Source organism: Maribacter luteus, from assembly GCF_009674825.1.
GTDB classification, from domain to species: Bacteria; Bacteroidota; Bacteroidia; order Flavobacteriales; family Flavobacteriaceae; genus Maribacter_A; species Maribacter_A luteus.
In genome coordinates, this window is sequence record NZ_WKJH01000018.1 from 135,556 (window position 1) to 149,133 (window position 13,578).

12 protein-coding genes are annotated in these 13,578 nt (G+C 39.5%); 8 read left to right on the forward strand and 4 right to left on the reverse strand.

Features of this window, described 5'->3' with window-relative positions:
• The first annotated feature begins 213 nt into the window (after window positions 1-213).
• On the forward strand, window positions 214-1,218 hold the full coding sequence (locus tag GJ691_RS11855; protein ID WP_154367120.1) for a sugar kinase: 1,005 nt from the start codon (window positions 214-216) through the stop codon (window positions 1,216-1,218).
• Between the two features lie 438 nt (window positions 1,219-1,656).
• Here the strand turns inward: GJ691_RS11855 and GJ691_RS11860 are convergent, their stop codons facing one another.
• Together GJ691_RS11860 and GJ691_RS11865 are read right to left on the reverse strand one after the other, a co-directional pair.
• On the reverse strand, window positions 1,657-2,223 hold the full coding sequence (locus GJ691_RS11860) for a hypothetical protein (RefSeq protein ID WP_154367122.1): 567 nt from the start codon (window positions 2,221-2,223) through the stop codon (window positions 1,657-1,659).
• Window positions 2,224-2,261: 38 nt separating this feature from the next.
• Window positions 2,262-2,705 (reverse strand): hypothetical protein, encoded by a 444-nt coding sequence (locus tag GJ691_RS11865; protein ID WP_154367124.1) that lies wholly within the window; start codon window positions 2,703-2,705, stop codon window positions 2,262-2,264.
• Between the two features lie 239 nt (window positions 2,706-2,944).
• On the opposite strand from GJ691_RS11865, the gene GJ691_RS11870 reads away from it, so the two are divergent.
• From GJ691_RS11870 to GJ691_RS11890, 5 genes are read left to right on the forward strand one after another with little or no spacing between them, the layout of a single operon-like run.
• On the forward strand, window positions 2,945-4,054 hold the full coding sequence (locus GJ691_RS11870; protein WP_218944437.1) for a DUF2891 domain-containing protein: 1,110 nt from the start codon (window positions 2,945-2,947) through the stop codon (window positions 4,052-4,054).
• A gap of 1 nt (window position 4,055) precedes the next feature.
• Window positions 4,056-5,249 (forward strand): Nramp family divalent metal transporter, encoded by a 1,194-nt coding sequence (locus GJ691_RS11875; protein WP_154367126.1) that lies wholly within the window; start codon window positions 4,056-4,058, stop codon window positions 5,247-5,249.
• Entirely contained in the window at window positions 5,250-5,993 is a 744-nt protein-coding gene (gene pxpA / locus GJ691_RS11880) for a 5-oxoprolinase subunit PxpA (RefSeq protein ID WP_154367128.1), read from the forward strand.
• On the forward strand, window positions 5,990-6,727 hold the full coding sequence (gene pxpB / locus GJ691_RS11885; RefSeq protein ID WP_179955111.1) for a 5-oxoprolinase subunit PxpB: 738 nt from the start codon (window positions 5,990-5,992) through the stop codon (window positions 6,725-6,727). The genes pxpA and pxpB overlap by 4 nt, the downstream gene beginning before the upstream one ends.
• Window positions 6,720-7,559, forward strand: a complete 840-nt coding sequence (locus GJ691_RS11890; protein WP_154367130.1) for a 5-oxoprolinase subunit C family protein — start codon at window positions 6,720-6,722, stop codon at window positions 7,557-7,559. The genes pxpB and GJ691_RS11890 overlap by 8 nt, the downstream gene beginning before the upstream one ends.
• 20 nt (window positions 7,560-7,579) lie before the next feature.
• Here the strand turns inward: GJ691_RS11890 and GJ691_RS11895 are convergent, their stop codons facing one another.
• Together GJ691_RS11895 and GJ691_RS11900 are read right to left on the reverse strand one after the other, a co-directional pair.
• Window positions 7,580-8,308 carry a nitroreductase family protein gene (locus tag GJ691_RS11895; protein WP_154367132.1) on the reverse strand — a complete coding sequence of 243 codons (729 nt, stop codon included), beginning with the start codon at window positions 8,306-8,308 and terminating at the stop codon, window positions 7,580-7,582.
• 5 nt (window positions 8,309-8,313) lie between these two features.
• Window positions 8,314-9,678: an aldehyde dehydrogenase gene (locus GJ691_RS11900; RefSeq protein WP_154367134.1), complete on the reverse strand. Its 1,365-nt coding sequence runs from the start codon at window positions 9,676-9,678 to the stop codon at window positions 8,314-8,316.
• A 360-nt stretch (window positions 9,679-10,038) separates the two neighbouring features.
• Here GJ691_RS11900 and ilvD point away from each other — a divergent pair, with 360 nt between their 5' ends.
• Together ilvD and ilvB are read left to right on the forward strand one after the other, a co-directional pair.
• Window positions 10,039-11,715, forward strand: a complete 1,677-nt coding sequence (gene ilvD / locus GJ691_RS11905) for a dihydroxy-acid dehydratase (RefSeq protein ID WP_154367136.1) — start codon at window positions 10,039-10,041, stop codon at window positions 11,713-11,715.
• A 77-nt stretch (window positions 11,716-11,792) separates the two neighbouring features.
• Window positions 11,793-13,526, forward strand: coding sequence for a biosynthetic-type acetolactate synthase large subunit (gene ilvB, locus GJ691_RS11910; RefSeq protein ID WP_154367138.1), 1,734 nt, complete (start codon window positions 11,793-11,795; stop codon window positions 13,524-13,526).
• Window positions 13,527-13,578 lie beyond the last annotated feature (52 nt).

Consider the following 13,578-nt stretch of genomic DNA (forward strand, 5'->3'; position numbering starts at 1 on the left):
GGAAAATCCAGAAGGTTATTTTAGAATATTTGGAGGAAAAACGCATCCTTAAATTAAAATGATCATACGCTGTAATCTTTTTGGATACAACTATAAACAGAACTAATGGGTTGTGTACCAAGTTATACCAAGAACTATACAAGTGCCAATATTTTTTATGGTAAGGGTTTATAAATCGATCTTCCTTTGGTAATTTAGGGCCAAAATATAAGTATGGGTCAAATTATAACATTCGGGGAGGTTTTAATGCGGATATCTCCGACAAGTAACAAAAAGTTCATTCAATCCAATGTAGTAGAGTTCTATTTTGGGGGTACCGAATTGAATGTGGGTATTTCAATTGCTAATTTCGGGGGTGACGTAAAGCATATAAGTGCGGTTTCCGACGATTTTATTGGAGAAACGGCTATTTCCTACATTCGAAAATTCGGTGTGGATACGAGTTTGATCTCGTTGTCGAAACGCCCTTTAGGAGTGTATTTCTTGGAAGTAGGTGCCGTAATGCGACCCAGTACCATTTCCTATAATCGATCGCATTCCGCATTTTCGGAAATCGTACCTGAGAAGGTCAATTGGGAAAATGCTTTGGAAAGTGGCTCTTGGATGCACTGGACGGGTATAACCCCCGCATTGTCCAAAGGTGCTTTTGACACCTTGAAGGCCGGACTTAAACTGGCCAGGGAAAAAGGAATGACGGTTTCGGCAGATCCAACGTATCGCAGTGGGTTATGGAATTATGACCAAGATCCCAAAGAGGCCTTGATAGAACTACTTAATTACTCCACCATATTTATCGGAGGTATAAATGAGATCAATGAGGTATTGGGCACTTCGTTCGGGTATTCCAATGATGACTTTATTGAAGCGAGTAAACAGTTGATGAAGGCTTTCCCATCCATAGAAAAGGTTTTTGATAAAATAAGGACGTCATTAAATTCTTCTTGGCATAAAATAAGGGCCAGAATGTGGAACGGAATCGAGTTCAAGGAGACGGAAGATCTTGATATTACACACGTCGTAGATCGTATTGGGACCGGAGATGCGTTTGCAGCAGGACTCATTTATGGGTTACAACAGTACGATGATTATAAGGCCATTGAATTTGCAAGTGCGGCCTGTGCCCTTAAACATACTTATGAGGGTGATGTGAATTTAACGACACTCAAAGAAGTTACCAATATTTTAGGGGGTAATACGACAGGGCGATTGATGCGATAACGTATTAATAGGTTAACCATTTTCAGTGTGGTGTACCCAATAATTCAAATTATTTATGCCCTGAAAAAAAGCACATATATGGCCCATAGAAAGCAAAAGGTGCAAAAGGCGTATAAAAGACATTGCGGGATAGATTGTTTTTTCATGGCTCTGATTGTTATATATACATAACAGTAGAGTTGATCTTAATCTTTTCTACATTCGTGAAAAGGGAATAAAATTCGATGTGGGGGGACTAACATCGTTTAAAGGAAGATTTGATCTATCAATTCAAAAAGGTGAAAATCAATAGACCCTTAATATAGGTCGTTCAACGAATCACTTTCATTAAAGATACGGTTCAATTGAGGTTTTTTCAGTAGTGCAAATTGCCAAAAAAACAAAGGCGGATATTATAGAATTTCAATATCCGCCTTAACTGTCCTTATGTAATAAGATCTATAATTGATATTCTTCGTTATTCTGTTCCTCTTTTGTTATTCTTTGGTTCGTAGAAAATGTGTCCTTGAAGATATAGGCACATAATATGGCTATACCTAAAATTAGAACCAAGGTTGAATATTCCCAGTTCAATATTTTCAATAGGCTACCTGCGATAATGGCCAAAGTGCCAAGCACCATAACAACATTCCATAGTAAATGCAATGATCTATTCTTTACTTTTTGATTTCCACGTAAAAAATAGGATGTGCCTTCAAATACGAACCAGAGTACGAAAGAAATGGCTATAATGGAGTGAATAAAAAGATTATGGGGTACATCCAAGATATTCAATACACCGTTTAAGGCCCAAAAAAGGATGAAGACCAATTTGTTGTAGTCATTGAATCTTTTCAATGGTTTTTTCCAGAAACGATACGTATAAAGGGAACCAATTGCAATGAATGAAATGAGCATTACCTCATTGGCCATGGGCCAACCTAGGATTTTCATCAATAGGCCCATAGATATGGCGCCTATTAATATCCATAACGGTTTGGTCAATACCTTCTTATAAGTACCCATAACTTCGTTTTATAAAATATACTACAGCGATTATAGGGCTAAATCACCTTTATATTTGCCTTAAGCCCTTCCATGATTCCTAGGATATTGTTTACGGTCTCCTTCAGATAATGTTTAATTAAAACATGAGGTATTCGAATGGTTGTAAACCCGTTTTTAAAGGAGTGCATGGCTCTTTCAAGATCATTGATTGCCTGTTCATGGGTCAACATATGATACTCCGTATCTATTTCAATATTCAATTTAACCCTTGATATGGCGATGTCAACTGATTTATTACCGTCCCACCATTCCAACATGGCCTTTACACCTGCTTCTTTTAAGCCATAATATAATTGTATGGCCTCAATAGGTGTCTTGTTCATCTCGATCAACTTTACCAGTCGGGTCTGGTGGTATTCACATAGCTCAACGCCAAAATGGTCCATTGAATTTCTGTGTTCCATGTAACCGAGTTTCTTACTGCATTCTACGCACTTCATTTAATTAGTTTTGATTTTGATTTGGGATAATAATAACCGTGTATTTTAAGTATTATTATATATTTTCGATGTATAACACCCCAGTTTTAGACGAACGGCAAAATATTAGATGAACTGCATTTTGAAATGTTAAAAGTGTTGTGAAACGCCGGTTTTGCAACATGGATCCTTTCTATCTAAAATTGTCTTTTTTTTTATTCCATAATGTGTAATTTAGCAGTTATACCAAACCACGGATTATGAAGTATTTATGTAAAAGGGTCAGTGTAATATTGTTTTTTGTTTTAATGACCTTTGGTTGTAAAGAAGGGGTGCAACCCAAAAATTCCAATGCAAAAGAAGCAGTTAGACCAGAATTGAATTTAACCGAAGCCAATAGATTGGTCAGTTTGCCTTTGGCATGTATGCAGGTTGAATATCCCAATAGACTGGGGCAAACATTAAACGATTCGACCCATCTTAAAAACCCTAAAACTTTACATCCGGCATTCTATGGTTGCTTCGATTGGCATTCCTCAGTGCACGGACATTGGTCATTGGTTTCTCTATTAAAGCAATTTCCCGATTTAAACGAAGCCGAGATCATACGTACCAAACTTGCGGAAAATCTATCAAAGGAGAATATTGAATCCGAGATAAATTATTTCGGTATGAAGGGCAATACCAATTATGAAAGAACGTATGGTTGGGCGTGGTTGTTGAAACTCGCTGAAGAACTTCAAACTTGGGATGATCCAATGGCGAAAGATTTATCTGGGAATCTGCAACCTTTAGTTGATATTATCGTAAAAGGATATATAGATTTTCTTCCCAAATTAAATTATCCCATACGCGTAGGGGAACATAGTAACACGGCTTTTGGAATGTCATTGGCCTGGGATTATGCCAAAACGGTGAATAATGAACAACTTGAGGAAGTCATTAAACGGAGTGTGACCCGATTTTATATTAAAGATATAGGATGTCCGCTCGAATGGGAACCAAGTGGTTTCGATTTTTTATCACCATGTCTACAAGAGGCTGATGTAGTGCGCAAGGTATTGACACCAAAAGAATTCAAACATTGGATAAAGAATTTTTTACCCCAATTGACCAAACCTTCCTTTGTATTGGAGACAGGTGAAGTATCGGATAGGACCGACGGTAAACTGGTACATATTGATGGACTTAATTTTAGCAGGGCATGGTGTTTATATGGTATAGCAAAAACGCTACCCGAATACTCCTATTTAATACCGATTGCCGATAAACACCTTAGTTATTCCTTACCCAGTATCGTAGATGACAATTATGAAGGTACCCATTGGTTGGGGACTTTTGCCTTATATGCATTAAATCATTCAGAGTAAAATGTTCAAGAAAATAGGTCCAGGAGTACTCATTGCCGCTGCTTTTATCGGGCCAGGTACGGTAACCGCCTGTACCTTGGCAGGGATGAGTTTCGGTTTTGGTCTTTTATGGGCTTTATTGTTATCAATTATCGCTACTGCCGTATTACAGGAAATGTCTGCTAGATTAGGCATCATTACCCAAAAAGGTTTGGCTGATGCGATTAAGAGTGAATTGACAACACCGTGGATCCGTATATTGGTCATTGGTATTGTGTTGGCTGCCATAGTAATTGGCAATGCGGCTTATGAAGCCGGTAATATCGGTGGGGCTACTTTGGGTATGAATGCACTCTTCGGAGAACAATATGATTTCTATTACCCTTTTATCATTGGTCTTCTTGCCTTTGGCTTATTATATCTTGGTAGTTATAAAACTTTGGAAAAGGTTTTCGTAGGCCTGGTATTGGTCATGAGTATTTCCTTCTTGTTGACCGCGATAATTACGAAACCGGATATTTTAGAAATTCTAAAAGGGGCGTTTATTCCCAAGGTGCCCAAAGATAGCCTGTTGACCATTATTGCTTTGGTAGGTACTACGGTCGTTCCCTATAATCTATTTTTACATGCTTCCTTGGTGAGTGAGAAATGGAAGAAAAAAAGTGACCTTCCATTGGCAAAAAAAGATACAGTGGTCGCTATTGCTTTAGGAGGTTTGGTCTCCATGTCCATTGTTATAGCTGCCGCCGCCATTCCCGGTGAGGAATTGGCCAATGTAATGCATTTGGCAAAAGGTCTGGAGCCTTTATATGGTGATAGTGCCCAGTATTTTATGGGAATAGGATTGTTCGCAGCTGGGATTACCTCCTCTATAACAGCCCCTTTGGCAGCGGCATATGTTGCCAATAGTTGTTTTGGATGGAATGCCGGATTGAAAGATTCAAGATTCAGGGTTGTATGGATGCTTATTCTAGGATTGGGCGTGTTTTTCCTTTCTTTTGGAATCACACCAATAGAAATCATCAAATTTGCCCAAGTGGCAAACGGAGTATTACTTCCCGTAATAGCGGTTTTTCTTCTTTGGATGGTGAATAAACCCAAGCTCATGGGAGAATACGGAAATACCAAAATGCAGAATATTTTGGGTTTTGTAATTGTTTTACTCTCTTTGGTATTGGGAATAAAAAGTATAATTAAAGTTCTCGGTTTTCTATAAATGGAAAAGTTCAATATCGATATCAATTGTGATGTGGGGGAGGGTATAGGTAATGAAGAAGCCATTCTTCCATTGATCTCCTCTTGTAATATTGCCTGTGGCGGACATGCCGGGGACAAAGAATCAATGACCCGAACGGTTATTTTGGCCAAGGAGCACAAGGTCCTCGTTGGGGCACACCCTTCCTATCCCGATACCGAAAATTTTGGAAGGTCAACTATGGCCATTGATTCGGACAGACTAAGTTTAAGTATCCAAAATCAAATCAAAGGGTTACAATCTATTTTGGACCATGAGCAAGTTACATTACATCATATTAAGGCCCATGGGGCCCTTTATAACGATTTGGCTAAGGACAAATCACTTGCCGAGAATTATTTATCTGCAATTAAAGCCTATAAACCTTCTGTTCACCTGTATGTTCCCCCAAATTCCGTGATTGCCAAACTAGCGCGGGATAGGGGTTTTTCCGTAAAATTTGAAGCCTTTGCCGATAGAAATTATAATGAGGATTTGAGTTTGGTTTCCAGGAAATTGCCCAATGCGGTTATTAACGAACCCAAGGCAGTTTTAAATCATTTGGCCCGTATGGTAAAGCAGGGAATGGTTGTTACTTTGAATGGCGTAGAATGTGCTATGAACGCCGACACGTATTGTTTACATGGTGACACCCCCAATGCGTTTCAAATTTTAATGTATCTTTCGAACGAATTGCCCAAGCAACAAATCTATATTAAAAAGTGAAAGATTATAAGATTTCCATTCGATCCTTTGGTGAGCATGCCGTTTTGGTAGAATGGCCCAACGAGGTAGATGAGGCCATTTTAGAGGATATCATCCAATTTAAGTCTTATTTAAAGAAAAACCGTTTAGACCCGGAAGAGTGGGAAATGGTGCCTGCATACAATTCCCTTACCCTAATAGATAAAAATAGGATAATCGATTATCAGGGTTTCAAAAAAGAATTGAAAACTTGGTACAAAGACAGGGAAACGGTTAAAAAAAGGGATGTTTTTTTATGGAGGTTACCCGTTTGTTATGATTCGGATTTTGCCATCGATATTGAGGATGTGGCCAAGAAATTGGGTATAACGGTAGAAAATGTAATAGCATTGCATACCTCAAGTATATTTACGGTTTATGGTATCGGCTTTTTACCCGGATTTATGTATTTAGGAGGTTTGCCAAAGGAGTTAGAGGTTCCCAGGCGTTCGGAGCCAAGGCAGAAAGTGGATAAAGGCTCAGTCGGACTTGCTGGCAAACAAACCGGTATATATCCCCAAGAATCGCCTGGAGGTTGGAATATAATAGGAAATTGTTCCGTGCCTATTTTTGATGCGGAAAGGGAGGAACCATGTTTTGTGGATGTAGGCGATAAAATTCAGTTTTATCCTATTACCAGGGCAGAATACGATTTACACAAAATACAAGGAGAAGTAGGAATTTACCAATTTGAAAAAGTAAAGTTGGATGCTTAAAGTATTGAAATCCGGTTTATATACCACCCTTCAAGATGAAGGGCGTTTTGGCTATAGGGATAAAGGCGTACCGGTTTCCGGTATAATGGACCTGGATGTTGTCAGAAATGCCAATATTTTATTGGAGAATGAAACCAATGCCGCTGTTTTGGAAATTACAATGACAGGGCCAACTTTGTTATTTGAGAAAGCCACATATATCGTTATGGCAGGGGCTGAATTTTCAGTAACGTTGAACAACGAACCTTTATCGAACAACAAAGTACATAAGGTAAAGGCAGGTGACATACTTTCCTATGGTAAATTACTTAAGGGGTTTAGAGGATATCTGGCCTTGAAAGGTGGTTTTCAATCTAAAGTCGTTTTAGGTAGCAGATCACAATATTTTCCGATAACCAAAAAAGGTTTTATAAAAGAGAATACCGAATTGCCTTATGAAGAATGTTTGGATTTTGAACCAAAGATTTCAGAATTGAAATCCAATTCCTTTCTAGATGAAACTGTTTTGATGGTTTCAAAAGGTCCGGAATTCAAGTTGTTGGATGATATGCAGTTAGAGCAACTTTTTATAAATTCATTTACTGTTGCCAAAGAATACAACAGAATGGGGTATCAATTCAACGAAAAGATAAAGGAGCACGATTGGTCTATGTTGACTTCCGCTACCATGCCGGGTACCGTGCAATTAACCCCCTCGGGAAAATTGATCATCTTAATGAAAGACGGCCAAACAACAGGAGGGTATCCGAGAATTCTACAGTTGAAAGACAAGGCCATATCCATATTGGCACAAAAGAAATTTGGTGATGCGATTTCATTTAAGTTAGGGTAGGTCAATACTTTTGAATTAGCCTAGACCTTATGGTATACTTCTTCGAATGGTATTCTGAATCGTGGTCCGTACACTCCTTTGTCATCACGAACACCACAAGCAATGACCATGTTGATCTCTGCTCCCCAAGGTAGGTCTAAAATCCTTTTTATTCGTAAGGTGTCGCTACCTTCCATTGGGCAGGTATCATAACCCACTGCGGACATTGAGATCATGAAATTCTGTGCTGCCAATGCTGCACTTTTGTGCGCTACGATACGCATGTCAGATTTACGAACCTGTCTATATATAGGTCTAAAAAGTCCTACAATCTGAAAAAAGATAAAACGCAAGGCCCCTAAAATACCCAAGAACTCCGTGTATAATGTAGGAATCAGTTTCTTGTAATAATTCAAAACGAATTTTTCCCTGGTCGAATCCTTTTTATCCGTTGTTTTTTCAAATCCCTTTTTAAGAAAATCAAGATTTGCTTTACTTCTTTTACGCCAAAGGTCTTTTCGGGTCACCACCACGACCAATTGCTTTGCTGTCTTTGCGGCAGGTTGGTCAAAACATGCTTTTGATAGGGCTTTGAGCTTTGTTTTATCCGTTACATGGTAGAATTCCCATAATTGCATATTACTACTGGTTGGGGCAAGGGAAGCGTTCAGAAGGCATTTGCGTACTATTTCATTATCCAACTCAATATCCTCTTTGTAAATACGAACCGATCGGCGATATGCTATCGCCTCTGAGACTGTTTTTTCCATGGTGCTTAAAAAAGATGTTTTACTTTTTTTATGAATTTTAAAGGAAGGTTGTATGGGGGATAACGCAACGGTACATCCAACCAATTGGGTTTTTTGATGATGGCTTTTTGATGCGAAAATAGGTCAAATGATGTTTTACCATGGTAAGAACCGATACCACTAGGGCCAACACCACCGAACGGTAGTTTTTTATTGGTAATCTGTATGACCGTATCGTTTATGGCACCACCACCGAAACTGTATTCGGAAATGATTTTTTGTTGGAATTTCTTATCCGTAGAAAATATATACGTAGCCAAGGGTTTGCCATAATGGGAGATATACTTGTCTATATCTTTTGGATTATCAAAGGCAATAATCGGGAGAATTGGACCAAAGATCTCACCTTTCATTAGTGCACTGTCCATTTTAGGTTCATCTACCAAAGTTGGGGAAAGATAGTTGTCACTGTCATTGGTTTCCCCTCCAAAGAGAATGGTCTCCCCTTGTAGCATGTCTTTTAATCCGGCATAGTGTTTTGCATTGACAAGACGAGCATAATCTGGAGAGTCTTCAATAGGGTTTCCATAACATTTTTTGATGCTTTCCTTTAGGGCTTCTATAAGTTTGTTCTTGACACTATTGTGAACTAAAATATAATCAGGGGCAATACAGGTTTGCCCTGCGTTTAAAAATTTACCCCAAACGATTCTTTTAGCAGCTAAACCTATGGCTGCGGTTTGGTCTACTATGGTTGGATTTTTTCCACCTAACTCCAGCGTAACGGGAGTTAAGTGTCTTGCCGCACTCTCATAAACTATCTTACCTACCCGGGTACTCCCGGTAAAGAATATATAATCCCATTTTTGAGCCAATAACAGCTGGGATACTTCTACGCCACCTTCCATCACGGATACATGTTCAGGTAGGAACACGGCAGTTATGATTTCATGGACAATTTTTGAGGTGTTCGGTGTTGCTTCAGAGGGTTTTGCCACGACGGTATTCCCTGCAGCGATAGCTCCGATGAGGGGTGCGAATACCAATTGAAAAGGATAGTTCCATGGAGCTATGATCAGCACCGAACCATAGGGTTCTTTATAGATCCAGTCTGATGAGGGCCAATTCAAAAGGGTGCTCGACTTTCGTTCTGGACGGGTCCATAATTCAATGTTCTTTATGGCTAATTTCAATTCGGCCAGAACAAATTGGGTCTCAGCGGCCAAGGTTTCGAACCTGGGTTTTTTAAAGTCGGCATATAAGGCATCACATATAGCTTCCTCTTTAGCCTCAATTTCTTTCTGTAAACGCTTAAGGGCCTTTTTCCGAAAAGCTACACTTTTGGTTTCTTGGGAATTAAAGAACTCGATTTGGGTTTTTAGTACTTCCATAAATTCGAAATGAAACCAAATGTAACAAATAAAACCATGACCTTTCGTTTTCCAAAAACCTAGGGGCGTTCCTGTTTGGTTTACTGATGTATTTTTACATCAATTGTCACTTATTCATCCTTTCTAAGGTTGATAACTTGCTTTTTTTTATGTTTCCCAAGTACTTTCCCAAGGATATTAAAAGTATTGAATATGGTATAAAAAGACTATTTAAATAATTGATATACAGGTATATATATAAATTATACAAGTATTGGATTTAGAGCAGGAAACCGAGTTAAAAAATTACCTTTTATTATTGAATTATATTTGATTGTTAAAAAACATATAATAGCATAAATATACAATACAGTATACTAGATGGAATTGAATAAATATAGTAAGAATGTAACCCAAGACCCAACACAACCAGCTGCTCAGGCCATGTTGTACGGTATTGGTTTTAAAGATGAGGATTTTAATAAGCCTTTGGTCGGTATAGCTAGTACGGGTTACGAGGGGAATCCGTGTAACATGCATTTGAACGACCTTGCCAAATTGGTGAAAGAAGGGGTTAATTCAAAGGAAACAGTTGGACTGATCTTCAATACTATCGGGGTAAGTGATGGTATTTCAATGGGAACCCCAGGAATGCGTTTCTCATTACCCTCAAGGGATATAATCGCGGATTCTATGGAGACCGTAGTTCAGGGAATGTCATATGATGCCTTGGTAACGGTTGTAGGTTGCGACAAGAACATGCCAGGAGCCCTTATGGCGATGATTAGATTGAATAGACCTTCTATTTTGGTTTATGGCGGTACTATTGCATCAGGATGTCATAATGATAGAAAACTTGATATCGTTTCAGCGTTTGAGGCTTGGGGAGAGAAGGTTGCCGGAACTATGGAAGAAGACGAATTCAAAAGCATTATAAAAAAATCGATTCCTGGAGCAGGTGCTTGTGGAGGTATGTATACGGCCAATACGATGGCTTCTGCCATTGAGGCTCTTGGAATGTCATTACCTTATAATTCTTCCAATCCTGCAGATAATTATCTAAAAGAAAAGGAGTGTGTAGAGGCTGGTAAGCAAATGCGGGTTCTTATTGAGAAGGACATTAAACCATTGGACATTGTAACAAGAAAATCATTGGAAAATGCCATTCGCTTAGTTACTATCATGGGAGGGTCAACCAATGCGGTTTTACATTTCTTGGCCATAGCAAGGGCTGCTGATATCGATTTTACCTTACAGGATTTCCAACATATCAGTGACACGACGCCTTTTATTGCCGATTTAAAGCCTAGCGGTAAATATTTAATGGAAGATGTTCACCGTGTTGGCGGAATTCCAGCCGTATTGAAATATTTATTGAAGAACGGACTTTTACATGGTGATTGTTTGACCGTTACGGGTAAAACATTGGCCGAAAACTTGGAAAATGTACCGGATTTAGAAGAAGGACAGGATGTTATCATGCCTTTGGACAAACCCATTAAAGCTACAGGGCATTTACGCATGCTTTATGGTAACCTTGCAAAAAATGGTTCCGTAGCAAAAATAACCGGTAAAGAAGGACTCATTTTTAAAGGTGTAGCCAAAGTTTTCAACAGTGAGTACGATGCCAATGACGGTATACGTAACGGACTCGTTAAAAAAGGGGACGTGGTCGTGATTCGTTATGAAGGTCCTAAAGGGGGGCCAGGAATGCCGGAAATGCTAAAACCTACAGCGGCCATAATGGGCGCAGGCCTAGGTAAAGACGTAGCCTTGATTACAGACGGTCGTTTTTCCGGAGGTACCCATGGCTTCGTTGTCGGCCATATTTCTCCCGAAGCTCAAGAGGGTGGTGTAATCGCCCTAGTTAAAGATGGGGATACGATCGTCATTGATGCGGAAACCAATTCGATAAATGTGGAAGTTTCGGAAGAAGAGCTTGCAAAACGTAAATCAGAGTGGGTTGAGCCAGAATTAAAATTCAAAAAAGGGGTATTGTATAAATATGCCCGTTCGGTCTCATCGGCAGCCCAAGGTTGTGTTACCGATGAATTCTAGGATGTTATAATCGAAATTTACCCCATTGGGGCATAAAGGGGAGATACTTTTAAATACCCCAATAAGTATAAATAATTATGGAGACTTTGAAAGAAAAGAATAAAGATGCCAAAAAAACCACGGCGATGAAGGTAAGTGGTGCAGAGGCGATTATACATTGTTTATTGGCAGAAGGTGTAGATATACTTTATGGATACCCAGGTGGGGCTATTATGCCGGTCTATGACGAACTTTATAAGTTTCAGGATAAATTGACCCATATTCTTACCCGTCATGAACAAGGGGCGACCCATGCGGCCCAAGGTTTTGCACGCGTAACGGGTAGGGTTGGGGTTGCCATGGCAACTTCAGGACCGGGAGCAACGAATTTGGTTACAGGCTTGGCAGATGCCCAGATAGATTCAACTCCAATGGTATGTATAACAGGGCAGGTAACAAGACATTTATTGGGTTCTGATGCATTTCAGGAAACCGATATCATCGGTATTTCGACTCCGGTGACCAAATGGAATTACCAGATTACCAAAGCAGAGGAAATTCCGGAGATTTTGGCCAAGGCTTTTTATATCGCCAGATCCGGTCGTCCAGGACCTGTTCTTGTCGATATCACAAAAAATGCCCAGTTCGATGAATTGGATTTCAGTTATGAGCATTGCACCGGTATCCGAAGTTATAATCCTGTACCAAAACCAAATACAGAAGCAATAGATGCTGCGGCCAAATTGATTAATGAGGCCAAAAAACCTATGATCGTATTCGGCCAAGGTGTTATTTTGGGTCAGGCCGAAGATGAATTGAAAGAATTGATAGAAAAATCAGGAATTCCCGCAGCTTGGACCATTTTGGGACTTTCCGCTTTGGACTCCGACCACCCATTGAATGTGGGAATGGTAGGGATGCATGGTAATTATGCGCCGAATATGTTGACCAATGAATGCGATGTGCTTATTGCCATTGGTATGCGTTTTGACGATAGGGTCACAGGTAATTTGGATACTTATGCAAAGCAGGCCAAGGTCATACATTTTGAAATAGACCCTGCAGAAATCAATAAAAATGTAACAGCCGATGTGGCGGTATTGGGTAATTCAAAGGAAACATTGGGAATGATATTGCCCAAAATAAAAGAAAACAAGCATGAGGCTTGGCATAATGAGTTCAAGAAAAGATATAAAATAGAATTCGATGCGGTCATTAAGGACGAATTACACCCGACCAAAGAAGGAATGACCATGGCCGAAGTAATCAATGAAATAAATACCGCTTCGGGTCATAAGGCCGTTATCGTGAGCGATGTTGGGCAACATCAAATGATTGCTTGTAGATATTCAAAGTTCAAACAATCCAAAAGTAATATTACATCCGGTGGACTGGGAACCATGGGATTTGCATTGCCGGCTGCCATTGGTGCCAAAATGGGCGCAATGGATCGGGAAGTCGTTGCCATAATCGGTGATGGTGGGTATCAAATGACCATTCAAGAATTGGGAACTATATTCCAGAATAAAACCCCGGTGAAAATCGTGGTTTTGAATAATGAGCATTTGGGAATGGTACGCCAATGGCAAGAACTGTTCTTTGAAAGTAGATATGCCTCAACGGTTATGAGCAATCCGAATTTCGTGAAGATTGCAGAAGGTTATGATATTACCGCTAAAAAAATAACAGATAGAAAAGATCTAAAAGCTACTATTGCCGAAATGTTGGCCTCGAAAGATGCTTACTTCTTGGAAGTAAGGGTAGAGAAAGAAGATAACGTATTCCCAATGATACCTTCAGGGGCATCTGTATCGGATATTAGATTGAAATAGATATACATTTCCAAGGTTCTTGAGTTACCACGGATTTATAATGATCGATCAA